Origin of the sequence: Steroidobacter sp., assembly GCF_036402275.1 — a bacterium.
Classification (GTDB): Bacteria; Pseudomonadota; Gammaproteobacteria; order Steroidobacterales; family Steroidobacteraceae; genus Steroidobacter.
Genome location: NZ_DASWTF010000002.1, coordinates 120,352 through 144,739 on the forward strand (window position 1 = coordinate 120,352; position 24,388 = coordinate 144,739).

The 24,388-nt window shown below is 61.9% G+C and carries 21 protein-coding genes and 1 tRNA gene; 9 read left to right on the top strand and 13 right to left on the bottom strand.

The window, feature by feature from the left end:
- The first annotated feature begins 27 nt into the window (after positions 1 to 27).
- Both VGD45_RS00635 and VGD45_RS00640 read left to right on the top strand, forming a co-directional pair.
- Complete coding sequence (locus VGD45_RS00635) at positions 28 to 1,203, top strand: glycoside hydrolase family 88/105 protein (RefSeq protein ID WP_331153324.1); 1,176 nt, start codon at positions 28 to 30, stop codon at positions 1,201 to 1,203.
- Positions 1,200 to 2,465, top strand: a complete 1,266-nt coding sequence (locus VGD45_RS00640; protein WP_331153325.1) for a DUF4861 family protein — start codon at positions 1,200 to 1,202, stop codon at positions 2,463 to 2,465. Before VGD45_RS00635 ends, VGD45_RS00640 begins: the two co-directional genes overlap by 4 nt.
- On the opposite strand, the gene VGD45_RS00645 is transcribed toward VGD45_RS00640, so the two are convergent.
- Positions 2,434 to 5,154 (bottom strand): glycosyl hydrolase, encoded by a 2,721-nt coding sequence (locus VGD45_RS00645; protein ID WP_331153326.1) that lies wholly within the window; start codon positions 5,152 to 5,154, stop codon positions 2,434 to 2,436. The two genes, VGD45_RS00640 and VGD45_RS00645, sit on opposite strands and share 32 nt — an antisense overlap.
- Before the next feature lie 59 nt (positions 5,155 to 5,213).
- Here VGD45_RS00645 and VGD45_RS00650 point away from each other — a divergent pair, with 59 nt between their 5' ends.
- Positions 5,214 to 8,735: an oligogalacturonate lyase family protein gene (locus VGD45_RS00650; RefSeq protein WP_331153327.1), complete on the top strand. Its 3,522-nt coding sequence runs from the start codon at positions 5,214 to 5,216 to the stop codon at positions 8,733 to 8,735.
- A gap of 14 nt (positions 8,736 to 8,749) precedes the next feature.
- On the opposite strand, the gene VGD45_RS00655 is transcribed toward VGD45_RS00650, so the two are convergent.
- The 8 genes from VGD45_RS00655 to rhmD all read right to left on the bottom strand — a co-directional run bounded on the left by VGD45_RS00655 (position 8,750) and on the right by rhmD (position 17,738).
- Positions 8,750 to 10,144: a hypothetical protein gene (locus tag VGD45_RS00655; RefSeq protein WP_331153328.1), complete on the bottom strand. Its 1,395-nt coding sequence runs from the start codon at positions 10,142 to 10,144 to the stop codon at positions 8,750 to 8,752.
- A gap of 62 nt (positions 10,145 to 10,206) precedes the next feature.
- The gene (locus VGD45_RS00660) at positions 10,207 to 11,628 is read right to left on the bottom strand and encodes a glycoside hydrolase family 28 protein (RefSeq protein ID WP_331153329.1); all 1,422 of its coding nucleotides are present in this window, start codon (positions 11,626 to 11,628) and stop codon (positions 10,207 to 10,209) included.
- Between the two features lie 55 nt (positions 11,629 to 11,683).
- Positions 11,684 to 12,982, bottom strand: coding sequence for an MFS transporter (locus VGD45_RS00665; protein WP_331153330.1), 1,299 nt, complete (start codon positions 12,980 to 12,982; stop codon positions 11,684 to 11,686).
- Positions 12,972 to 14,021: an L-rhamnose/proton symporter RhaT gene (gene rhaT / locus VGD45_RS00670; protein WP_331153331.1), complete on the bottom strand. Its 1,050-nt coding sequence runs from the start codon at positions 14,019 to 14,021 to the stop codon at positions 12,972 to 12,974. The genes VGD45_RS00665 and rhaT overlap by 11 nt, the downstream gene beginning before the upstream one ends.
- Positions 14,021 to 14,896 carry an amidohydrolase family protein gene (locus VGD45_RS00675; RefSeq protein WP_331153332.1) on the bottom strand — a complete coding sequence of 292 codons (876 nt, stop codon included), beginning with the start codon at positions 14,894 to 14,896 and terminating at the stop codon, positions 14,021 to 14,023. The genes rhaT and VGD45_RS00675 overlap by 1 nt, the downstream gene beginning before the upstream one ends.
- 22 nt (positions 14,897 to 14,918) lie before the next feature.
- Positions 14,919 to 15,677: an SDR family NAD(P)-dependent oxidoreductase gene (locus VGD45_RS00680; protein WP_331153333.1), complete on the bottom strand. Its 759-nt coding sequence runs from the start codon at positions 15,675 to 15,677 to the stop codon at positions 14,919 to 14,921.
- Positions 15,677 to 16,531, bottom strand: a complete 855-nt coding sequence (locus VGD45_RS00685; protein WP_331153334.1) for a fumarylacetoacetate hydrolase family protein — start codon at positions 16,529 to 16,531, stop codon at positions 15,677 to 15,679. The genes VGD45_RS00680 and VGD45_RS00685 overlap by 1 nt, the downstream gene beginning before the upstream one ends.
- 19 nt (positions 16,532 to 16,550) lie before the next feature.
- Positions 16,551 to 17,738: an L-rhamnonate dehydratase gene (gene rhmD, locus VGD45_RS00690; RefSeq protein WP_331153335.1), complete on the bottom strand. Its 1,188-nt coding sequence runs from the start codon at positions 17,736 to 17,738 to the stop codon at positions 16,551 to 16,553.
- 90 nt (positions 17,739 to 17,828) lie between these two features.
- Here rhmD and VGD45_RS00695 point away from each other — a divergent pair, with 90 nt between their 5' ends.
- From VGD45_RS00695 to VGD45_RS00710, 4 genes are all read left to right on the top strand, one after another.
- Positions 17,829 to 18,680: an IclR family transcriptional regulator gene (locus VGD45_RS00695; protein WP_331153336.1), complete on the top strand. Its 852-nt coding sequence runs from the start codon at positions 17,829 to 17,831 to the stop codon at positions 18,678 to 18,680.
- Positions 18,681 to 18,695: 15 nt separating this feature from the next.
- A complete protein-coding gene (locus VGD45_RS00700; protein ID WP_331153337.1) occupies positions 18,696 to 19,457 on the top strand; it encodes an SDR family NAD(P)-dependent oxidoreductase in 762 nt (253 codons plus the stop codon).
- A 139-nt stretch (positions 19,458 to 19,596) separates the two neighbouring features.
- Complete coding sequence (locus VGD45_RS00705; protein WP_331153338.1) at positions 19,597 to 19,776, top strand: hypothetical protein; 180 nt, start codon at positions 19,597 to 19,599, stop codon at positions 19,774 to 19,776.
- Positions 19,773 to 20,645, top strand: coding sequence for a hypothetical protein (locus tag VGD45_RS00710; protein WP_331153339.1), 873 nt, complete (start codon positions 19,773 to 19,775; stop codon positions 20,643 to 20,645). The genes VGD45_RS00705 and VGD45_RS00710 overlap by 4 nt, the downstream gene beginning before the upstream one ends.
- 101 nt (positions 20,646 to 20,746) lie before the next feature.
- Here VGD45_RS00710 and VGD45_RS00715 read toward each other — a convergent pair whose 3' ends face one another.
- Genes VGD45_RS00715 through VGD45_RS00725 form a run of 3 tightly spaced genes read right to left on the bottom strand, consistent with a single transcriptional unit; the run spans position 20,747 to position 22,942 of the window.
- Complete coding sequence (locus VGD45_RS00715) at positions 20,747 to 21,499, bottom strand: SDR family oxidoreductase (RefSeq protein WP_349263179.1); 753 nt, start codon at positions 21,497 to 21,499, stop codon at positions 20,747 to 20,749.
- A 15-nt stretch (positions 21,500 to 21,514) separates the two neighbouring features.
- Positions 21,515 to 22,117, bottom strand: coding sequence for an AraC family transcriptional regulator (locus VGD45_RS00720; protein ID WP_331153341.1), 603 nt, complete (start codon positions 22,115 to 22,117; stop codon positions 21,515 to 21,517).
- A gap of 9 nt (positions 22,118 to 22,126) precedes the next feature.
- Positions 22,127 to 22,942, bottom strand: coding sequence for an alpha/beta fold hydrolase (locus tag VGD45_RS00725; RefSeq protein WP_331153342.1), 816 nt, complete (start codon positions 22,940 to 22,942; stop codon positions 22,127 to 22,129).
- A 438-nt stretch (positions 22,943 to 23,380) separates the two neighbouring features.
- Between VGD45_RS00725 and VGD45_RS00730 the strand changes: the two genes are divergently transcribed.
- Positions 23,381 to 23,980, top strand: coding sequence for a hypothetical protein (locus VGD45_RS00730; RefSeq protein ID WP_331153343.1), 600 nt, complete (start codon positions 23,381 to 23,383; stop codon positions 23,978 to 23,980).
- 15 nt (positions 23,981 to 23,995) lie between these two features.
- On the opposite strand, the gene VGD45_RS00735 is transcribed toward VGD45_RS00730, so the two are convergent.
- The gene (locus tag VGD45_RS00735) at positions 23,996 to 24,193 is read right to left on the bottom strand and encodes a hypothetical protein (protein ID WP_331153344.1); all 198 of its coding nucleotides are present in this window, start codon (positions 24,191 to 24,193) and stop codon (positions 23,996 to 23,998) included.
- A 122-nt stretch (positions 24,194 to 24,315) separates the two neighbouring features.
- Here VGD45_RS00735 and VGD45_RS00740 point away from each other — a divergent pair.
- A tRNA-OTHER gene (locus tag VGD45_RS00740) sits at positions 24,316 to 24,386 on the top strand.
- Positions 24,387 to 24,388: the final 2 nt, after the last annotated feature.

A 24,388-nucleotide genomic window follows, 5' to 3' on the forward strand; every position in this document is an offset into this window, starting at 1 on the left:
CACTTTGTTTTGTCTGAACGGGCGCGCATGAAAGCTACACGCAAGATTGGATTGCTGGTGGCGCTCATATCGAGCGTATCGATGCTGGGGGGCTGTACGGCCCCCATCCTTGCCTCCCAGGGCGCGCCCGTTCAGGCCCCTCCAGGGTCCGCTGAAAAATACTTCAGCGATTGGCCCGCGGAGGCGGATCCCGCGACGGTGGGCCGTCGCATCGCGAACAACTGGGTCGCGCGCAACTTCGATTTCCAGATCAATTCGTTTCACCGTTGGATCATCTATCCAGAAATCTGCGTGTGGTACGGAGCGTTGGAAATCGCCGATCTCAGCAAGGATGAGTCGCTCAAACAGCAGCTGATCGGAAAGTTCGATCAGTTCCTGACACCCGAAGGCGCGCGCCGCCTGAGTCCGCGCGCGCACGTCGACTACCGCATCACCGGTGTCGTGCCTTTGGAAATCTACATGCTCAACAACGAGCAGAAATATCTGGACCTCGGGCGCGATTACGCCGATAAGCAGTGGGCGACCACCACGCCCGATGGCATCACTACCGAAGCACGTTACTGGGCCGACGATCTGTACATGCTGCCCGTGCTCCAGGTGCAGGCTTATCGCGCCACCAAGGATCTGAAATATCTGGATCGCGTTTCCATGACCATGGTGGCGTATCTGGATAAGTTGCAGCAGCCGAGCGGCCTGTTCCTGCACAGCCCCGACTCGCCCTTCTACTGGGGCCGCGGCAACGGCTGGGTCGCCGCCGGCATGGCGGAAGTGCTGTCGGTGTTGCCGCCCGAACATCCCAACTACGCCCGCATCATGAAAAGCTACAAGCTGATGATGGCCGGCCTGCTCAAGTATCAAAGTGCCGACGGTCTGTGGTTGCAGCTCATCGAGCAGCCGGACTTCTGGCCGGAAACTTCCGGCAGCGCTATGTTCGCCTTCGCGATGGTCGAAGGCGTGAAGCGCGGCTGGCTGGACGCGAACACCTACGGCCCCGCCGCTCGCAAGGCCTGGCTCGGACTCGTGCAGTACGTCGATTCAGCCGCGAATATCAAGGAGGTCGTCGTGGGCACCAACAAAGCATCCAACGAAGTCGGACCGGACCTCGAGGTGCAGAAGAAGTTTTACTTCGACCGGCCACGACGGACTGGCGATCTGCATGGTCAGGCGCCGATGCTGTGGACCGCGGCGGCGTTGCTCCGATGAGCGCGCGCCGTGTCACCGCTGGCCTCGCCAGCGCGATTGCCGCCGTTCTGAGTTTGCATGCCTCCGCCGCCCTCGCCGGCAAAGCGACTATCGTGCTTCACAACGATGGCAAGCTGGCGCGGCCCGCCGAGACCATCGTCATTCCCTATACGGAAGTGAAGAAAGCTCTGCCCGACGTTGCTTTCGATCAAGTGATCGTGCGGGATTCGAAAGGCTCGGTGGTGACTTCGCAGGTCACTGCGATGAAACACATTCATCGGGGTCCGGCCCACTATGACGATTTGATCTTCCAGCACGACTTCGCCCCTGGCGAGCAGCGCGCCGTATTGACCATTGAAACCACGGCGACGCCGCAGCCTCCGTTCCCGAGCAAAGTGTGGGCGGGCTATGTGCCCGAACGTTGGGACGACATCGCTTGGGAAAACGATCTCACCGCGCACCGCGCCTACGGCCCCGCGTTGGAGTTACCGAGCGCCAAACCCGATCAGATGACGAGCAGCGGGCTCGATCTATGGACCAAGAAAGTGCCCTACCTCGTGCTCGATCGCTGGTATCGCAAGGGCCATGACGGCCTGCACGCCGACACTGGCGAAGGTTTGGACTTCTACGAAGTCGGCACCAATCGCGGCGTGGGCGGCGTCGGCATCTGGAACGGGCAGCAGCTGTCCGTCTCCAGCAACTGGCGCAAGTATCACATCTACGCCAACGGTCCACTGCGCGCGATTTTCGAGCTCGGCTATGAACCCTGGGATGCAGGCAATGGCGTCAAGGTGAGCGAGACCAAACGTTTTATCGTGGATGCCGGTCAGCAGCTCGACGAGATCCGCAGCACGTTCGACTTCACTCCTGCTCCCGGATCGGACGGTACAGTCACCGTCGCGGTCGGCCTCACCGAGCATCCTTCCAAAGCGAATGTCGCAGCCACGCGCAACGAGCAAGGCAAGTTCATTTCGCTTTGGGAGCAGTACAACGATCACCCCTCTCACGACGAGCTCGGCAGCGCCATCATGCTCGCGCCCGAAACGAAGCTCGCCGGCTTCGCGCGCACGACGCCGCCTGCCAAGGGACGGCCTGACAGCTTGCTGCTGGTGAAGGTCAAACCGGGCGAAACGATTCGCTACTTCGCCGGCGGCGCCTGGAAGCCGGCGGGAAAGATCACGACGGCGGCCAGCTGGAACAACTATCTGATTGCCAAAGCGGCGCGGCTGGCCGCGCCGGTCCGCGTCGAGATCAATGCGACGGCCGCTCCGCCAACACCGTGATCGGGCTGGCGCCGATCAGACCGGCCGGCAGCGGCTGCAGGTTCTCCATGTCCTGAGGCTGGAAGCGCTCGCCAAAGCGCAGGTTGAGCAGCCGATAGTCCGGCGCCGTGCGACCGGCCAACGTGTTGATGGCGAGATTGCCGACGCGCAGCTCGATGTTGTTGCTCCCTCCTCTCACATAGCGAGTGATGTCGAGCTCGTAGGGCGGCGCCCAGATCGATCCGGCGCGCTGCCCATTTACGTAGACCTCGGCAGCTTCGCGCACCGGGCTTTCCAGCCAGGCGCGGCCGCCTCGTTGTTTCTCATCGAACGGCACGGGCATGCCCTCTCCCAGGCTCAGAACGAAACGAGCGTCGAGCTTCGCGACCTCGAAGGCACGCTTGTACGAGGCGACGCCGGAGTAATAGCGAGTCTTCGCATCGTCGGTCCAGGAAGTGAGTTTGTTCTCGGTCCGCTGCAATTGCAGAGGCGCAAACTCGACCTGCCAGTCGTTGGAAATATCCGCGATGACGGTTCTGGAGCGGTTTGGGGAGCTTTCACGCCCAGCCTTGGCTCCGAACACCACGACGGTGGACTCGTACGGAGCGAGCTTGAGCGTCACCTCCTCGCCCGCGAGCGTCATCGTCGCGCCCGTCATTGGATTCCACAGCTGCGCGGGCCGGTTGCGCCCCTCACGGAATCTCGCCTCCGCAGTGACAGACTGGTTGGTCGTGTTGGCGACAAAGTAGATATCGGCGTTCTCCAGCTTGCGACGGATGAATCCGACCGCCGGCTGCTGCCGATCGAGCAGCAGATCGGGCGCAAGCAGCTTTCGCAGCGCTGCGCCCAGCTCATTCTCTGCGACAACCCTCGTGCGCGCCCGTGTCCTCAACAATCTCTGCGTGGTCGCCTCGATCTGCATGGCCATCACATCGGCGGAGCGATGGCCCGCAGCCAACGCGGGCGGCTTGCCGACCACGAGGACCACGCCGCCCAAGCGAGCAAACTGCTCGACCTTTTGATATGCAATCACGTCGATGCGCGACAGGTTCGGCAGCACGAGGACGCGATAGCGGGACGCTTTGTCGAGCGAAGCTGCGTCGATGTAGTCGAAGCCATAGCCCGCATCCAGCAGCTGCGCCGTCAGCGCCGGCGTCACGAAGTTCTTCACTTCGTCGCTGACAGTGGCGCGCCCCGGCTTGGTCGCGGCCCACGCATCGTTGGTCGGCAGCAGGATCGCGACGTCGTTGGCCGGGCGGCCCTGGCGCAAGACGTAGCTCACTCGCTGCAAATAACGCGAGATGTCGGGCATCGCAATCCACCAGGGGTTCTGATCGCTGAACACGGCGGCGGCGTACAGGCTCCAGCCCGGCTCGGCAACGCCGGGCGGCGTGTACGGCCAGCCATGGCCGATGAGCTGATTGATGCCTTGAAGGAACAACACGTCCGCCTCGGCCTTCATGTCGAGCGGCGTGGCGCGGAACGATGGCGAATGCAGCCAGGTAAACGCTTCGGCGGACGTGACTTGCCGATCGAACAGATGACTCGCGGATGTCGCCCAGCGGGTGGTCGAGAAAGCGCGCCATTCATGGCCCTCGCCTTCGGGCAACGCGACGAGCGCATTGCTCGACAGCGTCACAGGCGGGAACCCGTATGTTTGCGAGCGGAACTTGGTGCGATGTTTTTTCGCCCAGTCGTTGGCGGGCATGAGATAGCGCTCGTCGACCAGCTCCGAAAGCGTCTGCCCCCAGTCGTGGCGAACGCCGGCCGCCCGCTCGTCCGTCTCGAGAAACAACGCCGGCAGGAACGGCAGCAAGTCATAGCCGCGGCGACGTTTGAATTCATCGAGCAGATCGTCCGTCCAATCGGCCCGATACACTTCGAGGCTGTCGCTGAAGACCGCGGCGGGCGGCTGCTCGCCGAAAGCTTGCATCAAGCGGTCGCCGACCGCGCCGAGATGATTGTCGATGGCCGCGCGGCTCATGTGATCGAGCACGAAGCCTTCGCCGCCGATGCCGGGTCGTTTCACCTGCTGGCCGGTGCGACTCTGCAGAAAGAACAGCACCGTGCGTTCGGTGGTCGAGTTGGCATCGATCTGCACGCGCGGGCCCGTGGGCATCGGCAGTTGCTTGAGCGTTTTGGTTTGGATGCTGTCGAGGCCGCCATCGCCGATGAATGCAGCGAGCAGCTTTTCTCCCGGACCGACGCGCGGCGTCGGCAAAGAAACTTCGCCCGGTGCGAGCAACAGCTTTTCCATTCGAATCTGCGACGCCGCCTGCGTCACGGGCACATGCGGGCCGCCGAAAGGCCAGCCGCTGCCGAGCGTCATATCTACACGGAGCCCCTGCACGCGCCCTTCCTGCGCCGCGAAGCGCACGGCGTCGATGAATTCATCCGACAGATACGTGAGATTGCGCAGCCCGGTATTGGGATCGTCGAGCGACAGCGGATACACCGGCTGAATCTCGAAACCGCCGAAGCCCCCTGCTCTCATCGCGGCGATCTCACGCTTCAACTCGGGTTTGCTGACGGCGGGGCCGAACCACCACCAGCGCATCATGGCGCGCGCATCGTCGGGCGGCGCCTGAAATCCGGCTCGAACCTGCTCGACGGTAACGGGCGCCATTGTTTGACTCGCTGCCAACAATGGCCACAGCAGGAACCATTGCACGGCGAGCGCACTCACAAGTCGTGTGCGGGTCGTGATCATTCCGCCATCTTATTTTTTATAACTCGAAAGCGTCAATGCGACGCGCACGGAGGTAATCGATGCGAACCAGTCTGAGCGCGACGCTCACGATGTTGACCATGATGTTTGCCGGCACACTGCCGGCACGCGCGGCCGACCAGGAGCCGCCGACCGAATGGATCGACCAGGACACCGCTCATCGCGTGGTCCGGCTCTCCAAGGAGCCCGGCACGGCGAGCCTGTATTTCCATCAAAACAGCTATTCGCCCGACGGCAAGAAACTCATTGTCACAACCAAGGACGGCCTCGCGACCATCGATCTGGAGACTCGCAAGATCACGCCGATCGCCAAAGGCGACGTGCGAGTGATGGTGACCGGCCGAAAGAGCGGCAACGTGTATTACACGCGCCAGGACGAAAAGGACAGCAAGGCGCGCTGGGTCTACGCGACCAACATGAACACGCTGAAGACGCGCAAGATCGCCAAGATCCCGCGCGGCAATCTCAACACGGTGAACGCCGACGAAACTTTACTGCTCGGCTCGTGGGTCAATGGCGAAGAGGTCCAGGTGGGCGCGCCGCCCAAGGAGCAGCAATACGGGCCGGACGGCAAGCCCATTACGTATCACCAGGCGCGCGGCCTGCGCATTCGTCAGGTGTTCGAGCAGCGGCTCGAGCGCACGATCTTCACGGTCAACATCGCCACCGGCGAGATCAAGAGCGTGCACACCGCCCGCGATTGGTTGAACCATTTGCAGTTCTCGCCCACCGATCCGACGCTCATCATGTTCTGCCATGAAGGTCCGTGGCACGAAGTCGACCGGTTGTGGACCATCCGCACCGACGGCTCGCAGCTCACCAAAGTCCATGAGCGCACCATGCACATGGAGATCGCCGGCCACGAATTCTTCTCCAAAGACGGCAAGACCATCTGGTACGACTTGCAGACGCCGCGCAGTGGCGTGTTCTGGGTGGCGGGCTACAACCTCGAGACTCACGAGCGCACCTGGTACAACCTGACGCGCGATCAGTGGTCCATCCATTACAACGTCAACGCCGACGGCACCATGTTCGCCGGCGACGGCGGCGACGAAGTGCAGGTCGCGCAGGCCAAGGACGGTAAGTGGATTTATCTGTTCCGTCCGGTCGTGTCCAAAAATCTCGCGACCGGTCCAGTGTCGAAGCAGAACCTGATCCACGGCGGGCACTTCGAGGCCGAGAGGCTGGTCAACATGAAGAACCACGACTACCGGCTCGAGCCCAATGTCACATTCACGCCGGATCAGAAGTGGGTGGTGTTCCGCTCCAACATGCACGGACCGACGCACGTGTACGCCGTGGAGATCGCCAAAGCGAATGCGGCCCCTGACAATCGAACATCCGCGCAGACATCGTCGACGGCTGCTCCCAAGCAGCCGATCGATCGTCAGGCGCTCACTAACCGTCACAATCCCGAGCTGACCAGCATCGATCCGTCCGCGCCGCTCATGGTCGGCAACGGCAACATTGCCTTCACGGCCGATATCACGGGCCTGCAGACGTTTCAGGATCAGTACTCGGCGCTCGTTCCGCTCATGACCCAGGCTCAATGGGCCTGGCACAGCTTTCCCAATCCGCAAGGCTTCAAGGAATCCGACGGTGAGACGCTGATCGATGTACGCGGCAAGAAATATCCTTACGCCTACTACTCCGACTGGAAGGATGCGGCCAAGCCCGCGATTGCCTGGCTGCGCGAGAACCCCCATCGGTTCTCGCTCGGGCGATTGAGCCTGCATCTGAAGTCGAGCGACGGCAAAACAGCGAAGTTCGCCGACCTCAGCAACACACAACAGACCTTGGATCTCTGGAGCGGCTCTCTGCAGAGCCGCTTCACCTTCGACGGCAACGAAGTCCAGGTGCGGACCCGTGTGCATCCGACCCTGGACATGATCATGGTGGAGCTGACCTCGCCCCTGCTGGCGCGTGGTCAGCTTGGCGTCGATCTGAAGTTCCCGGGTGTGTCGGCCAAGCTCAATCCCGATCCCGCCGATTGGAATCGTCCAGACAAACATCAGACCATCGAGCGCAAGCGTGACGCCCGCCAACTGACCCTGGATCGCATCCTCGATGACACCCGCTATCACGCCGTCGCACGCGCCGACAGCGATGTGACTTTTGCGCCTGCCGGTCCGCATAGCTATCGCATCCTGCCTGCCGGCAAGCCCAACAGCCTCACACTGATGGTGGCGTTTGCTCCGGAAACGATCGCGCAGCCGTTGCCGACTGCCGCTGTGGCGAACCGGGATGTCGCGAGCCACTGGCGCGATTACTGGACCAAAGGCGCGGCGGTGGATTTCTCCGGCAGCACCGATCCACGAGCGGCCGAGCTCGAACGTCGCGTCGTGTTGTCTCAGTATTTGATGGCTTTGAATGGCGCCGGCACGGTGCCGCCGCAGGAAGAGGGTCTGTTCTCCAACAGCTGGAACGGCAAGTTCCACCTGGAGATGCACTTGTGGCACTCGGCTCAGTTCGCGCTGTGGGGCCGGCCGGAGCTGCTCGAACGCAGCATGTCCTGGTATCTGGATCACTTGCCCGATGCCAAGAAGCGAGCGGCTCGACACGATGTACGCGGCGCGTGGTGGCCGAAGATGGTGGGCCCGGAGGGACGCAACAGCCCGAGCAAGGTGTCGCCCTTCATCATGTGGCAGCAGCCGCATCCGATTTACATGGCGGAGCTGCTCTATCGCGCCAAGCCGACTCGTGAAACCTTGACCAAATACCGGGAGCTGGTCTCGGAGACGGCCGACCTGCTCGCGTCCTTCCCGCATTTCGACCAGAAGCGCGGCCAGTATGTTTTAGGTCCGCCGATCATTCCCGCGCAGGAAGTGTTTTCTCCGCTCGAGACGTTCAACCCGACGTTCGAGCTCGAATACTTCCGCTTCGGCTTGACCACGGCCCAGCAATGGCGTGAACGTCTCAGTGAGCCTCGCAATCCCGACTGGGATCGCGTGCTCGCCAAGTTGTCGCCGCTGCCCGTGAAGGACGGGCTGTATCTCGCGACGGAATCGTTCCCCTCGTTGTGGGATCAGGCCCGCAGCGCGGAGTGCTCGAACGGCAAGACCAGACCGGAATGTTTCAACCGCGATCATCCGTCGTTCCTGGGTGCGCTCGGTCTGTTGCCTGGCGCTGGCGTCGATCAGCCGACCATGAAGCGCACGCTCGCCGCGGTCCAGAAACATTGGGATCTGCGACAGACCTGGGGCTGGGATTACCCGCTGATCGCGATGACAGCCGCGCGCCTCAACGAGCCGGAGACGGCAGTAAACTTCCTGCTGTTCGACGCCAAGAACAATCAGTTTGGATCGAGCGGCATGACGCCGCGTGTTCACCTCGACGAACATGCGGATAGTTTCGTGCCCACCGCCGAAGGAGCAGCCAAGCCCGTCGGACCCGATGGGCCGGGCTACACACGCGCGGCAGAAACATACTTCCCCTCCAACGGCGGCTTGCTGCTTGCCGTGGGCATGATGGCGGGAGGTTGGGATGGCGCGTCGGGCGACGCGCCTGGATTCCCGAAGGAAGGTTGGGTGGTCAGGGCAGAAGGCTTCCGCGCCCTGCCCTGACGCTTGCGGCGGGACTAACGAACGAGGCTGTTTAGATACAGCTCGATGTTCGTATAACCGCCCTTGGATGCGAGCGACGCATCGGACGCGTCGTTCGGGTTCAGTCGATGTGACTTCTCCCACGCGTCCGACATACCGTCGCCGTCCGCGTCCGAGGGCGCGGCGGCCGTCCGGATGTCGGGCCAGCCACCGACTTCCTTTTGGCTGTTGATCAGCTTGCCAGTGTCCTTAATGACCGAGTCCACCACTCGCACGTCCACCGCATCCCGCTCTTTGGACGCACCCGCGAACGCGAGCACGCTCTTATAAGCATCAGGCGCTGACTCGGTCCTCACCGGCCCGAACTCGAACGGCTTCTCCGTCTTGAACACCTCGGGCTTTTGCGAGGTGACGACCAGCGACCACTGGTCCTGCACCAGCTTGCCGTCCATATAGTTGCCCGAGAAGTGGGTCTTGCCGCTGGCGTTGCGGATATACAGCGCCACCGGCCCGCCCGTCGCCGAACCCTGCTGATACCAGTTGTTGACGAAGTTCGAGCGCGTATTGGCGTTGCTGTTCAGATCCGCGCCGGCGGCGAAGCGCGACGTGTTGTCGGGCCTGCCGTAAAACGGATCCATGTTGTAGCCGCGCTCCAGTCCCGGCTTCCAGTTGTAGAAGTCCGTGGTCGCGCCCGGACCCCAGTTGTAGAAAACGTTGTTCCTGAAATCCATGACGATGCCTTCCGGATCGTCTTTCGCGCCGGCGTAGTTGCCGATGCGTGGCATGCGAGCTTCGTGGTGCGCCCACAAGTTGTGATGGAACGAATATCGCGCGCCGTACGACCCTTGAATCAAACTGCCGTAGCCGTGCTGCCCTTTCTGATGGCCGGCATCGTTCAGGGATTCGGAGATGATCGACCACTGAACGGTCACGTCGGTCAGATGTTTGATCCCTTTTTCAACTCGCTGCGTCACCGACAGCGTCTCGTCGTTGGACCAGCTCACCGAACAATGGTCGATGACGATGTTGCGACCCTGGCCGACGGACAGCGCATCGGATTCGAGCTTCATCTCATCACCCAGTCTGGCGCGGATGTAACGGACGATGACTTCGTTCGCGCTGATCTGCAGTGGATAGTCCCGCAGCGTGATGCCGCCGCCGGGAACGGATTGGCCGGCGATGGTGATGAAGTCGTTGCGGATCTGCAGCGGGCTCTTGAGACGAATCGTTCCGTCGACGTCGAACACCACGATGCGCGGCCCTTCCGCTTCCACCGCCGCACGCAGCGAGCCAGGACCGGCGTCATTCAAATTGGCGACCTTATAGACCTTGCCGCCACGACCTCCTTGCGTGAAGCGGCCAAAGCCTTCCGCGCCCGGGAACGCGATCAGCCGTTCTTCTTTAGCTTCGCTCGCTTGCGCAGTCGTCATACAACTCAGCGCGGCGAGCACTGCCAAGCTCAGAGGCGAGCTAATTTTTGTCATGCGACTCATCAGAGCCCCCGGATATTCGTGGATTGTTTGACGTCGACCGTCTTGCCATCCAGCGACAGGATGGTCACGTCGTTGAACGTGAAGTTGTCCGCGTTCGCGATGCTGCCCGCAGCCCACGTGTCGAGATGCAATCGCTCGAAGCGGAAGTTCTTCAGCGGCTTCTCCGGATACGCGGAAATCTCGAATGCCGTCTTGCCACCCACCGCCTTCACGTCGTGAATGTACACGTCGCTCAGCTGCGGAATGCCTTTCTGCTTCGGCACTGGCGTGGAGAGCGTCTTCCAGTAATCGGGATACTCTTTGATGCCGTCCGGAATCTTCGCGTAGCTGTAGGCCGGGTACCAATTCAAATTCACGCGCATGACGGTCGGGACGTCCTGCGTGAAGATGTCGGAGATCTCGATGCCGGAAATGTTGCCGCCGCGGGTCTGCGCCGACTTGAACAGGATGCCGACCGGCGTCGGGTGATAGACCTTGATGTTCGAGACTTTGATGTTTCTGAAGCCGCCGGAGGTTTCACTGCCGAATGTCACGCCAGCGGCTGCATCGCGGACGACGCAATCGCGAATGACGATATCTTCCGTCGGCCGTGCGACCCGCAGACCGTCGGCATCGCGCCCCGCCTTCATGCACAGCGCGTCGTCGTTGCAAGTGATGTCTGCCTTCTCCACCAGCACCTTGCGCGAGGAATCGATGTCGATGCCGTCGGTGCTCGGGCCGCGACCGCCCTCGTTGTTGCGGATGATGACGTTGTAGACCTCGATGTTCTGCGAATAGCAGATGTGCACCGTCCAGAACCCGGAACGATACATCGACAGATTTTCGATGCGGACGTTGTCGGCTTCGAAGAGTTGAATCAGGCGCGGCCGGCGGCAGTCGTAGTCGGCGGCCCAGCGAATGCCCTTGGGATCGTACTCGCGGCGCTTGGCCCAATAGCTGTCCCAGAACACTTTACCGTCGCCGTCGATGATGCCGTCGCCGGTGAGCTTCACATCGCGTTCCTTGTAGACATTGATCAGCGCGGCGGGCCAGGTCATCTCGATGCCGGCGATCCGAGTCGGCAACATCGGGTAGTCGTCGATGTTCTGCGAGCCGAGCAGTCGGACGCCCTGATCGACCTTGAAGGTCATGCCGGCTTTCAGAAACAAAGCGCCCGTGCGATAGGCGCCGCCGTCGAAGAGCACCGTTCCTTTGGTTTGGGCCGCGGCGTCGATGGCGGCCTGGATCGCTTTTGTATCGAGCGTCTTGCCATCGCCTTTCGCGCCGAAATCCTTCACCTGATGGGTGTTCGCCTGCTTCGGCGCGATGCTGGCCGCGGCGCTGCTCCGGGAAGCGAGCGACGCACTCGCACCCGTCAGCGCGGGAAGCGCCACAGGCGTCGCGGCCAGAGCTTGCAGGAGGGAACGACGCTGTATCGACATGATTGAAGTCTCCTATGATCTGTGTGTCGCTCGCGGGGATGTGAACGCGTGATCTTCATTTCACATCGACCTCTTGCAGCCGCGGCGACAAGAGATGGATCACCAGCAATGCGACCAGATAAACCGTACCCGCGATGATGAACATCGGCGTATAGGTCCCGAGCTGCTCGAGCACATAACCGACGTACTTCGCCATCAGCATGCCGCCGAGCGCGCCGAACATGCCGCCGATGCCGATGACTGAGCCCACCGCACGGCGCGGGAACACGTCACCTGGAATCGTGAATAAGTTGGCCGAGAAGCCCTGATGGGCCGCGGCCGCAAGGCCCACGATCAGCACCGCAAGCCACAGCGAGCTCACCTGCTGCGCGAAGAACATCGGCGTGACCATCAACGCACAGACCAGCATCGCGGTCTTGCGAGCAACATTGATCGACCGACCGCCGCGAATCAGCTTCAGCGAGAACCAGCCACCCGCGATGCTGCCGACGTCCGCCAGCAGATAAACCACCACCAGCGGGGGTCCATAGCTCTTGAGATCGAGGTTGTAAGTCTTGGCGAAAAAGTCCGGCAGCCAGAACAGAAACATCCACCAGATCGGGTCCGTCAGGAACTTCGCCGTGGCAAAGGCCCAGGTCTCCTTCTTACGCAGCACCGTGCCCCAACCGACCTGCTGCATCGGCGGATCGGGCGGATCGCTCTCGATGTGCGCCAGCTCGGCCGCACCCACGCGCTTGTTCAGCCGTGGCGCGCGATAAAACATCAGCCACACCGCCAGCCACAACAAACTGACCACGCCGGTGATCACAAAGGCGGCCTGCCAGCCCAGAGCAACCGTGATGCTCGGGATGATCAGCGGCGTGATGATGGCGCCGACATTGGAGCCCGCATTGAAGACACCGGTGGCAAAAGCGCGCTCGCGTTTAGGAAACCACTCGGTTACAGCCTTCAGTCCGGCTGGAAAACTTCCCGCCTCGCCGACGCCGAGCGCCACGCGAGCTGCGATGAAGTGCGCAACGCTGCTCGCACCGGCATGCGCGATATGCGCCACTTGCCAGATCGCAAACGCGACGAAATAGCCCCAACGCGCGCCGACGCGATCGACCGTGCGGCCCCACACGACATACGCCACCGCATACGCTGCCTGGAACCAGAACACGATGTTGGCGTAGTCGACTTCGCTCCACTGGAACTCTTTGGACAGCACCGGCTTCAAGATGCCGAGGATCTGCCGGTCGACATAGTTGATGACGGTCGCGATGAACAGCAGGCCGCAGATCACCCAGCGCTGCCGGCCCACTCGCGTGCTGCTATCGATCTCCTCGAACGTGGGAACTGCCGACTCAGAGCGCATTACCGTACCCCACGATCACGACCGACAGCAGCAGCACGCCGATGCCGAGGAACACGGTCGCCAGTGTGGCCTTGCTCACGCCACGCCATTCCTTCAATAACAGGCCCCACAGATTGCCGAGCGCGATGATGAACGCCATGTGCAGGATCCACGACGCCGCGCCGTTCGACAGCTTGCTCTCGCCCATGCCGTAGAAAAAGAACTGCAGGAACCAGGTCGTGCCCGCGACCAGCGCGAACAGATAGTTGCCCGCCAGCGGCGCTTCCTTGTTGGTGTAATCCGAGAACGAACTATTGCGGGCCGCAAGCACCAGACACCACAGCAGGTTGGTCGTGAGGCCGCCCCACAACACCACCACGAATACGACGTTGTTCCGGAACAGCGGGTTGGCCCCGGCGACTTCAGCCATTTGCGCCATGGGCTTACCGGCCTCCAGGCCGAAGTTGAAGCACGCGCTGAGGATGCCCGAGATCACGGCCACCGTAAGACCGCGCGCCAGCGCGAACTCCTGCACCGACGCTGTTTTCTCAGCGGGCGAAAGCTCACGCTCTTTCATCACACCGGCGCGGCCGCAGATGGCGATGCCGATGAGGCACACGAACACGCCGAGCACGACCAGTTGCCCGCCCGTATCGGCCATGAGGCCGGAGAATGTTTCTCCTTCCAACCCAGCGATGTCGCGATAGATCGGCGGAATCAGCGCGCCGAACGCGGAGCAGAAGCCCAGCACCACCGACACGCCGAGCGACAACCCGAGATAGCGCATGGACAATCCATACGTCAGGCCGCCAATACCCCACAGCAGACCCATGAAGTAAGTCCAGAACACCGTCGAATCCGGCGCGGCTCGCACGATGTCCATATAGCCCGGCACCGTGAGCGTCGCGGCTACCCACGGCGCGATCAGCCAGGAGGCGATGCCGCCCACCAGCCAGTAGGTCTCCCAGGACCAGCGGCGGACGTTCTTGAACGGCAGATAGAAGCTCGCAGAAGCGAAACCACCGATGAAGTGGTAGATGACACCCAGGAGAATTTGCATCAGACGCGGTAGATCCGTTCGGCGTTGGTGACAAAGAGCGCGCGTCGCTCTTGCGGAGAGCAGCCAGTCACGATGTTTGCATACGCGTGCCATAGCTCCGCGTAGCTGGCGTGCAGGCCATCGATGGGGAAATTAGATGCGAAGCACGCGCGCTCGGCGCCGAACGCGTCGATCGCGTCCAGCACGCTCGGGCGCAGGCTTTCGACGGTCCAGTAATGATCGAACATCACCAGTCCGCTGATCTTCACGCTGACATTCGGCAGCGACGCGAGCACACGCAGGCCGTCGCGCCATTCGCGCCAGCCCGTCAGGGTGCGATCCACCCACATGCCGGCGTGATTCAGGACGAAAGGAATATCGGGATTCTCGCGGATGACCTCCGCAGCCAGCGCCACCTGTGACGGATAGACCTGCAGGTCGAAGGACAACTTATGCTTCGCGAGCAGGCGCAGGTTGGCGCGCCATTGGCTTTCCTGCATGTAGTGGCGCGAGACATAGTCGTACAGCGGATTCGAGTGCACGTTGAGAATCTGCCGGATGCCGCGCAGATTCTTCGACTCGGCGTGCGCCTCCAACGCCGTTGCGGCGTCGGGTTTCGACAGATCCACCAACGCGACAATGCCCTGCGGATAACCCGTCGAATCAGCAAGAGACTGCAGCCAGCGAGTCTCCGCGACGGGATCCTGCGGATTCGCTTCGACGTTGATGATTTTGAGGACTTCGATATCCCCCGCTCCGCCGCGCAGCTCACCAGGTGTGAACGTGCGCGGTAAGAGACGATTGTCACCGGAGTAGGCAACGCTCGCGGGCGAGAGCCAGGGCAAATGCACTTGCCCCAGATCCCACAGATGCACGTGTGGATCGACTACTTGCACTGCTCCCCCTCAGTCCGACCGGTCAGTACGTCGTACGGCCGCCGGAAATATCGAACGTGGCGCCAGTGCTGAAGGAGCACTCCGCGCTCGCGAGCCAGCTGCACAGCGACGCGACTTCGTCGATCTCGCCGACGCGACCGATGGGAATGCGCGAGACCATGTAATCGATCTGCGCCTGCGTCAGCTGCTTCAGAATGGGACTCGCGAAGGTCGCGGGCGTCACGCAGTTCACGCGGATGCCGGTTTTCGCCAGCTCCTTACCGAGCGACTTGGTCAGGCCGATCACGGCCGCCTTGGACGTCGAGTAGGCGGACGCGTTGGGATTGCCTTCCTTGCCGGCCACCGAGGAAATATTCACGATGCGCCCGTAATCGCGCTCCTTCATGAAGGGCACGAGGAACTTGTTGGTGTAGAACACACCGTTCAAGTTGATGTCGATCACGCGACGCCATTCTTCCGGCGGATACTCCCACAGCGTGGTCGTCGGTCCGGTAATGCCGGCGCTGGCGACCAGAATATCGATGCGCTTACCGAGCGCCTCGTAAGACGCTTTGGCGGCCTGGGCTACTTGCGCTTCGTCCGAAACATCGACCTTTTGAATGTGAACCGCGCCGGTGGACTGCCGGGCTTGCTCGAGACCTTCGGCGTCACGATCCCAGATGCTGACCTTCGCGCCTTCCTTGGTGAAGCGCTCGGCCAGCGCCAGGCCGACACCCGAAGCGCCGCCCGTGATGACCGCCGTCTGACCGGCGAAGCGATTCTGGTAGATCGTTGTTGCCATCAGCCCCGGCTCCATGCGACGACCTTTTGTTTCTGTTCGCCGAGCTTGTCGATGCCCAGGTGCATGGTGTCGCCCGCCTTCAACCAGATCGGCGTCGGCTTCTGGCCCAGGCCCACGCCCGGCGGTGTGCCGGTGGTCACCAGGTCGCCCGGCTTCAAAGTCACGAAGCGGCTCAGGTAAGCCACGATCTGCGCGCAATTGAAGATCATGGTGTTCGAGTTGCCGGTTTGCATGCGCTTGCCGTTCAAGTCCAGCCACATGTCGAGGTTCTGCGCGTCGCCGACTTCATCGGGCGTCACCAGCCACGGGCCGACCGGGCCGAAAGTGTCGAAGCCTTTGCCTTTGTCCCACGTCGGACCGCGCTCGAGCTGGAAGGCCCGCTCGCTTACGTCGTTCACCAGCACGTAGCCGGCGATGTAATCGAGCGCTTCGGATTCGGCCACATGACTCGCTTCCTTGCCGATGAAAAATCCAAGCTCCACTTCCCAATCGGCCTTGGTCGCTTCCTTGGGCAGCATCACGTCGTCGTTCGGGCCGTTCAGGCATGAAACAAACTTGGAGAACACCGGCGGCTCGGTGGGAATCGGCATATTCGATTCGCGCGCATGGTCGGAGAAGTTGGTACCGATGGCGATGAACTTGGAAATGCCGGTGACGGGCACGCCGTAACGAGGCGTGCCGGACACGGCGGGCAGCGAGCTCGGATCGAGCGCCGCCAGCTTCGCCAGGCTTTGTTTGGAGAGCACGGCGGGCGTGATATCGGCGATGTGGCCCGACAGATCGCGAATGGTACCGCTCCCGTCGAGCAGCCCGGGCTTTTCCTGGCCCTTGGGGCCGTAACGTAACAACTTCATGCGGAATCCTTCGGGAAACTCAGTGGGTGTAAGGACGGTGCAGCTTGCAGTCCGGATTCAACCGGACGCCGAAGCCGGGGCGATCGAGCTCGGTGGCCTTGAGCTTGCCGTCGACCGGCACCGGCTCATCGAGCAGCAGCGGATTGAACATGGGCACCACGCGGTCGGCCTTCGGCGCCATCATCAGGAACTCCGCGAACGGCGAGTTATGCCGTGTGATCACGAAGTGATAGCTGTACACGGAGGAGCCGTGCGGAATGACGAGCGCGCCGCGTGCATCCGCCAGCGCCGAAATTTTGATGAGCTCGGTGAGACCGCCGCACCAACCCACATCGGGCTGGATGATGTCGCAGCAGCCCATTTCGAGCAGCATGCGGAAGCCCCAGCGCGTGGCTTCGTGCTCGCCGGTGGTGACCAGCATGCCCTTGGGCGCTTGTTTCTTGAGCTCGGCGTAGCCCCAGTAATCGTCGGGGGACAGCGCTTCTTCGATCCACTTCAGACCGTACTCGTGCGCGGCGTGCGCCAGCTTGACCGCGTAGTTCAGCTCCAGGCTCATCCAGCAATCGAACATGAGCCAGAAGTCCGGGCCGACCTTGGAGCGCATCGCCGCCAGCTCTTCGAGGTTCTTGCGAAAGCCTGCCGCGCCTTCGGCCGGGCCGTGATGCAGAGGCATTTTGCCGCCGATGAAGCCCATCTTCTGCGCCAGATCGGGGCGTGCGCCCGTGGCATAGAACTGCAACTCGTCGCGCACCGCGCCGCCGAGCATGTGATAGACGGGCTCGTCGCGCAGCTTGCCGACGAGGTCCCAGAGCGCCAGATCGACGCCGCTCAGCGCATTCACCACCAGACCTTTGCGGCCGTAGTACTGGGTGGAGAAGTACATCTGGTCCCAGATTTTTTCGATGTCGGTGACCGGCGCGCCTTCAAGGAATCGCGCGAGATGCTTTTCGACGATGTAGGCCGCCGGCTCGCCGCCCGTGGTCACCGCGAACCCGACCGTCCCGTCAGAAGCTTCGATCTCCACTACCAGCGTGCCGAGCACGTTGATGCCAAAACTCTGGCGGCTCTGGCGATACTGGGGATAGCGGCTCATGGGGGTGGCAATGTGATCGTCGATCCAATGCCCTCCGCCCTGATCGTGATAATCCGCGCCGCCTCCGCGCACCACGAACGCGCGAACCTGCTTGATGGTGGCCGGTCTGTTCATTTTCTCCTGGATCTCACTATGTGGGATGAGATATTATAAATTGGGACCAACGGACCAAGCAACCGCTAAACTCTAGCCAAGGTAGCCCTCATGAATTCGGTCACCTCCAAGAATAAGAGTAAGCCCGCGCTGCCGGCCAACCAGCCGAGCGGCTCGCAGACGCTATTTCGCGGCCTCGACGTGATGGAAGCGGTCTCCGGCGGCACCATCGGGCTCGCGGAGCTGGCCGAACAGCTCGGCCTCACTCGCAGCACCACCCACCGCCTCGCCTCCGCGCTGGTCGAGCGTCGGTATCTCACATTCACGCCCGGCGAAGGTTACAGGCTAGGGCCGAAGTTGCTCGAGCTTGGCTACAACGCCAATCAGCAAATGGATGTGCCGCGCGTGGCGCGCCCTTATCTCCAGGAGCTCGCCGATGCGAGCGACGACACCATCCATCTCGGCGTGCTCGCGGACTGGCGCGCGTTGTATCTGGATAAGATTCCCGGTCGCCGCCGCATCGAGATCAGCTCGCGCGTCGGCGAGCGTCAGCCGCTGACGACCACCGGCCTCGGCAAGGCGCTGATCCTCGATGAGAGCGAAAGCCGCTGGCGCGAGCTGTGGAAAAGCGAATGCGGCGGCAAGTCGTCGAGCACCGATTGGGAAACATGGTTGAAGCGCATGCGCGGCTACGCGCAGAAAGGCTACGCCTTCGACTTGGAAGAAAACGAAGATCGCATTCGCTGCGTCGCCGCCCCGATCCGCAAAGCGGGCGGACGCATCGTCGCTGCGATCAGCGTGTCGGGCGCCGCTCAATATATGAGCGACGCCCGCATGGCCACGCTCGCCGCGACGGTAAAGGAGACCACCGCGGCGATCAGTGAGCAGTTCGGTTGGCTGAAGGAGGAACCCTCCGACAAGGCCAACGCCCCTCGCCCACGCGACAAGGGACGTCGCATCTGAAGACAGGCTGCATCGATGTTATTGCAAGATAAAGTTGTTCTTATCACCGGCGGCTCTCAAGGCATCGGCGCCGGCACCGCCCTCAGCTGTGCCGAGCACGGCGCGCATGTCGCCATCAACTACCATGGCAATAGCGCGGACGCGGACCATGTGGTCGCGGAAGTCAAAAAGAGAGGCCGCCGCGCCATTGCCGTGAAAGGCGACGTTGCCGACGCGTCGACCGCGACCGCGTTCGTCAAAGCAGCCGTGAAAGAGTTCGGCAAGGTCGACGTGTTCGTCAGCAACGCGGGCATCTGCCCGTTCCATTCGTTCCTCGACATGCCGCAGGAAACATTGGAACGCACGCTCAAGGTCAATTTGCACGGCGCCTATTACATGACTCAGGCCGCCGCCAACCAGATGAAGGATCAGGGCAAGGGCGGTTCGATCATCGCCATCAGCTCCATCAGCGCGCTGGTCGGCGGCGAATATCAAACGCATTACACGCCGACCAAGGCGGGCGTGCACTCGCTGATGCAGTCCTGCGCCATCGCGCTCGGCCGCTACGGCATTCGCTGCAACTCCGTGATGCCCGGGACCATCGAAACCGCCATTAATAAGGAAGACCTGGCGCAACCCGGCAAGCGCGAATACATGGAAGGACGCATTCCTCTGGGCCGCCTCGGCCGTCCCGACGACGTCGCCGGCTGCGTCGTGTTCCTCGCCTCCGACCTCGCGGGCTATGTCACTGGCGCGTCGGTGCTGGTGGACGGCGGGTTGTTCGTCAATCTGCAATAACTTCAGACCTTCAAGGCCCGCGCGATTATGTGCGGGCCGGCTTCTGTATTCGTCCAAGTCACGCCTCGATCCTTCAAGCACTGCGTGCCTGCCGATGGGACACTCCCACGGCAATCGGGACGATACTTTGGAGGGCGCCATGAGTGCGGACACTGGGAGCTCGGTTCAAACCAAGGTCTATATGACTCCGGACGGGCGCGCCGTCATTGAGCAGTCCAGTGAGGCGGTCGTCGTGCTCACTTCGGAGCAGATCCTCACGGTCATCAAGGAGCTGCACGCGTGCTACGATTACTGCGCGGCTTGGAAGCAACCGACGTGAGCAATCCAATACAGATTCTGCTGCAGACGACGATCGAGTCGACCGAAAACGACTGGCACATCGGTCGGTTTTCGATATTGCGCGACTATCTCGCTTCGCTGCGAGACGCCGCCGGCGCCCCACTCTTCCAAGTCACCGCTAGGGATCGAGACAAGGTCGGCGCGCCCGACTCCGTTCTCTCCACGCTGGATCGTTCGAATTACGACGAGCTGTGGCTATTCGCTGTCGATGTCGGCGATGGTCTTCACGACGAGGATCGTGAGGGCATCCAGCGGTTTCGAGCGCGAGGCGGTGGGCTCCTGCTCGCTCGCGATCACATGGACCTTGGCTGTTCCGTTTGCGATCTCGGGTCGGTGGGCGCGGCCAATCTATTTCACACGCACAACGTCACGTGGCCGATCCCGCCTCCGGATGACCGCGGCACGCCGCAGATTCAGTGGCCGAACTTTCACTCGGGCCCAAACGGGGCGCCGCAGCGTGTGCGAGCAGAGCTCCCATTGCATCCAGTGATGCGCGATGCTGACTCCGAGACCGGCGCGATCATGTTTCTTCCTGCCCATCCGCATGAAGGGGCGGTCGTTGCACCCGCAGGAGATCAATTTGCGCGCGTGATTGCGACTGGAACGAGCCTGGCCACCGGGCAGCGATTCAATATCGCGGTCGCCTTCGAGCGTTCGGAGATCGAGGGCCCGGCGATCGCCGAGTCCACGTTCCATCACTTCGCCGACTACAACTGGGATCCCAAACGGGGCAGCCCCGACTTCGTCAGCGAAACACCTGTCTACGACCTGCCGAACAATGCGCGCGCGATGGCGTCGGTGCATCGCTACGTTCGCAACGTAGCCATGTGGCTTGCCGGACGACTTTGATGATCCTCCTGCATGAATACTATCGACGCCCACGAGTCCGAGGTGGATAGCTCCGCAATGATTGCGGAGCTGAGCTGGCGAGATGCCTGGTCTCTGCAGGCTTAAACCAACGTGAAGCCGCCGTCGATGGCGAACACCTGGCCGGTGACCCAATCGGCGTCGCGGCTGGCGAGCGCCACGATCCAGCGCGCGACATCTTCTGGCACGCCGCGGCGACCCAGCGGGATCACTTTGCGCTCCTGCTCTTTCACGGCTTCGACTTCAGCAGACGACAGACGCATGCGATCACGCAGGAATTCGGACTCCACCGGTCCCGAAGCTACAGCGTTGACTCGAACACCTTGCGGCGCGAGTTCGAGTGCCCAGCAGCGCGTCAGTTGTTCCAACGCCGCCTTGCTCGCGCAGTAGTCCCCGAAGCCGGCCACCGCCTTGGTCCCCAGGCTGCTCGAGATATTGATGATCGATCCTCGCGATTTAACGAGATGCGGTACAGCCGCAGCCGCGAGCAGCGTCGGACCGAAGGTGTTCACCGCATAGATCGATTTCAGATGTTCAAGCGTCGTGTCGGCCAACGGCATCGGCGCGCCCGCGCCCGCGTTGTTGACCAACACATCGACCCGGCCCCACAGCTCGACAGCCTTATCGATCGTCCGACGCGCGTCCTCGGGATTTCCGGCGTCAGCGGTCAAGGAGGCGATACCGGGCGTTGCCCGCGTGATCTCCTCGAGCACCGTGGCCCGGCGGCCGGTGATCAGAACATTGGCGCCGGCGCTGGCGAAGTCGCGAGCCGCCGCCAAGCCGATTCCACCACCGCCACCGGTGACGATGACCGCTAGATTCTTTACGTTCACTATTTACTTCTCCTGGGATTACACGGGCTCGCTGATGCGAGCTCGACGCCAGGCTCGCGGGCTTTCGCCGACGATCCGGCGGAACAAACGTGTGAGATGCGATTGATCGGCGAGGCCGCAGTCCAACGCGATGTCGCTGAGCGAAGCATCGGTCGACAACATGAGCCCTTGCGCGCGCTCCACACGCCGTCGGATGACGTACTCGTGTGGCGGCTCGCCGAAGCTATTGCGGAACGCTCGGCCGAAGTGCGACGGATTCAAACGCACCAGCGCGGCGAGCTCACCGTTGGTGATCGAACGATCCAGATTGGTTTCGACATGACTCGTGACCTTGCGGATCTGCCACGGAGACAAGCCGCCGCGAACCGGTGCTTCCTTCGGGGCGGCTTCGCTTCCGCCCATCTTTTGCAGAACTTCAGTGGCGCGCCGCAGGCTCTCCTCGGCGATGCCGCGCTCGTCGTCGAGCGCGCTTCTGACAGCGGAACACAGTTCCGCCATCACCGAGTGCATCTGATCCAGCGAAAAGCCGTGCTTGGACTCCGAAGGCGAGTAAGTCGACAACCCGAGGCTGGCGGGCGGCTCGACACTCTTGAGCGCAAACGAAAGGATTGAATTATCCATGGTGGAATCTCAGCTACGGAGGAAGGTCAGCAGATCGGTGTTGATCCGATCCTGATGCGTGGTGGTCAGCCCATGCGGCGCGCCGGGGTAGTAGATGGCCTTGGCGCCTTTGACGAGCTTCTCGGACTTCCTGCCCGTATCGTTCACCGGCACGATCTGATCGTCTTCGCCGTGCATGATCAGTGTCGGCACGTCGATCTTTTTCAGGTCCTCGGTGAAATCGGTTTCCGAGAACGCCTTGATGCACTCGTACGCATTCTTCAGGCCCACCTGCATGCTCCACAACCAGAACTGATCGAGCGTGCCTTGCGAAACCTTCGCGCCTTCGCGATTCGCGCCGTAGAACGGAATTGCAAAATCTTTGTAGAACTGCGAACGATCTTTCGCCAGGGATGCGCGCAGGTCGTCGAAGATCGCAAGCGGGATGCCTTCCGGGTTCGCCGGCGTTTTGAGCATGATCGGCGGCACTGCTCCGATGAGCACCGCCTTGGCCACCCGCTTGCTGCCGTGACGCCCGATGTAGCGCACGACTTCGCCACCGCCGGTGGAATGTCCCACCATCGTGACGTTCTTGAGATCCAGCGTTTCGATCACGGCTGCCAGGTCGTCCGCGTAACCGTTCATGTCGTTGTTCGAAGACGCCTGCTCCGAACGGCCGTGACCGCGACGATCGTGCGCAACCACTCGGAATCCCTGCTGCACCAGGAAGTGCATCTGGCCATCCCAGGCATCGGCGTTGAGCGGCCAACCGTGGGAGAAGGTCACCACCGGACCGCGGCCCCAATCCTTGTAATAGATCTGGGTGCCGTCTTTACTGGTAATCATGTTCACAGTGCGTGTTCCTATGGTTTGCGGAGAAGGAGCAGGTCGTTGCTCCGAGCGGCTGGCCAACGCGGCAGTGGACAGCCCAGCCGCCAACGCGCCAGCGATGAGAACTTCGCGTCGGCTGGCTGCGGTTGAAGTGGGGGGCGAGTTCATCAAGCTTCTCCGTCGATTGAGGTCTTCAGGCCGTCTCGTCTGTGCAAGACTTTCCCACCTCATCGCGCCCATCCCAAGTTCAGCGACGTGAAACGGCGTTAAACGGCGTTAAGAACGCGCTAGTGCCGCGCTATGGACTGGCGCAATTGTTTTTGCGCCGCTCCGGGCGTCGTGCGTGCAGCGCTTTCGATGGGACGGTCAGTGACTATCCGATTGCGCGTCCGAGTCAGATCAAGGATAAAGAGCGGCGCTCTCGTCATCCTTTTGCCAACAGATCGAATAGAAATGCCGGCGACCGATTCCCAGTTGGACACTGAGTCCGCCACCCGGCTGGTGATCCGCATAAAGTTGACGCCGCAAGACCCGCCGCAGCCCGCTGCCCGGCCGCGCTTCAGCAGAACTGCGGTGCTGCTGACTCTTGGAGTTGTCGCGGTGCTGCTTTGGCTTGGCATCGGCATCTTGAGACTCGACCCGCCTTCCCCGCCTGCTGTCACGGAGCGGCCGTCTTCGAAGCCGGCTACTGAACCGACGGCGGCGAGTTCGGCGGCGACTGCGGCGAGACCCCTCGAGTTGGAGGCGCGGCAACAACCAGATGCGCCGCCCTCAAGCATCGACGAAGTGATTCCGGACGTCCCGCAAAGCGCGCTGGACACTATCCGGGGCACAGTCAGAGTGTCGGTCCGAGTCGGGATCGACAAACAAGGCCGGGTTGTCGATACCGCCGCGGAAGATCGAGGGCCGAGCCGCTACTTCGAGCGGCTCTCCCTCGAAGCATCGAAGAAATGGACATTCACGCCAGCGAATTCGGCAGATCGGCGAGAGATGCTCGTAAAGTTCAACTTCACGCGCGACGGCGCGACAGCTCACGCCAGTCCACTACAGTAGGGAAGCTAAAGGCGTTCAGTCCTTTTTCCGCGCTTCGCAGACAGCATCGAAATTTTGTAACGCATTGTTCGCGACGTAAACCATCTGTTCGGTGACCAGCTCGTAGTATCTGCTGCCTGGGTAGTAGGCCGTTCGAAGCTTACGAGCATCGATTGCGCCGGCGTCTTCCAAGGCCCGCAGCGATCGGTTCAATACATCGGTCATTGCGGTCATGAGCCATGCCTCGGCTTCGGTTCGATTGGCGGTGTCCATATTTGAATAGGTTGTTGACGTTAAGTGCCTCGATGCGCTCGACAATGTTAAAGTAACCAACGGCACCCGTCTCATCCAGCTATTCCGGGGTAGTTCAGCGGTAGAACGCTCGGCTGGTACCGAGTGGGCGCTGGTTCGACTCCAGCCCCCGGACTC

Bases quoted from the DNA above. Each gene is read 5' to 3' on its own strand.
- VGD45_RS00635 (WP_331153324.1), top strand. From the start codon at position 28: ATGAAAGCTACACGCAAGATTGGATTGCTGGTGGCGCTCATATCGAGC.
- VGD45_RS00640 (WP_331153325.1), top strand. From the start codon at position 1,200: ATGAGCGCGCGCCGTGTCACCGCTGGCCTCGCCAGCGCGATTGCCGCC.
- VGD45_RS00645 (WP_331153326.1), bottom strand. From the start codon at position 5,154: ATGATCACGACCCGCACACGACTTGTGAGTGCGCTCGCCGTGCAATGG.
- VGD45_RS00650 (WP_331153327.1), top strand. From the start codon at position 5,214: ATGCGAACCAGTCTGAGCGCGACGCTCACGATGTTGACCATGATGTTT.
- VGD45_RS00655 (WP_331153328.1), bottom strand. From the start codon at position 10,144: ATGACGACTGCGCAAGCGAGCGAAGCTAAAGAAGAACGGCTGATCGCG.
- VGD45_RS00660 (WP_331153329.1), bottom strand. From the start codon at position 11,628: ATGTCGATACAGCGTCGTTCCCTCCTGCAAGCTCTGGCCGCGACGCCT.
- VGD45_RS00665 (WP_331153330.1), bottom strand. From the start codon at position 12,982: ATGCGCTCTGAGTCGGCAGTTCCCACGTTCGAGGAGATCGATAGCAGC.
- rhaT (WP_331153331.1), bottom strand. From the start codon at position 14,021: ATGCAAATTCTCCTGGGTGTCATCTACCACTTCATCGGTGGTTTCGCT.
- VGD45_RS00680 (WP_331153333.1), bottom strand. From the start codon at position 15,677: ATGGCAACAACGATCTACCAGAATCGCTTCGCCGGTCAGACGGCGGTC.
- VGD45_RS00685 (WP_331153334.1), bottom strand. From the start codon at position 16,531: ATGAAGTTGTTACGTTACGGCCCCAAGGGCCAGGAAAAGCCCGGGCTG.
- rhmD (WP_331153335.1), bottom strand. From the start codon at position 17,738: ATGAACAGACCGGCCACCATCAAGCAGGTTCGCGCGTTCGTGGTGCGC.
- VGD45_RS00695 (WP_331153336.1), top strand. From the start codon at position 17,829: ATGAATTCGGTCACCTCCAAGAATAAGAGTAAGCCCGCGCTGCCGGCC.
- VGD45_RS00700 (WP_331153337.1), top strand. From the start codon at position 18,696: ATGTTATTGCAAGATAAAGTTGTTCTTATCACCGGCGGCTCTCAAGGC.
- VGD45_RS00705 (WP_331153338.1), top strand. From the start codon at position 19,597: ATGAGTGCGGACACTGGGAGCTCGGTTCAAACCAAGGTCTATATGACT.
- VGD45_RS00720 (WP_331153341.1), bottom strand. From the start codon at position 22,117: ATGGATAATTCAATCCTTTCGTTTGCGCTCAAGAGTGTCGAGCCGCCC.
- VGD45_RS00725 (WP_331153342.1), bottom strand. From the start codon at position 22,942: ATGATTACCAGTAAAGACGGCACCCAGATCTATTACAAGGATTGGGGC.
- VGD45_RS00730 (WP_331153343.1), top strand. From the start codon at position 23,381: ATGCCGGCGACCGATTCCCAGTTGGACACTGAGTCCGCCACCCGGCTG.
- VGD45_RS00735 (WP_331153344.1), bottom strand. From the start codon at position 24,193: ATGACCGCAATGACCGATGTATTGAACCGATCGCTGCGGGCCTTGGAA.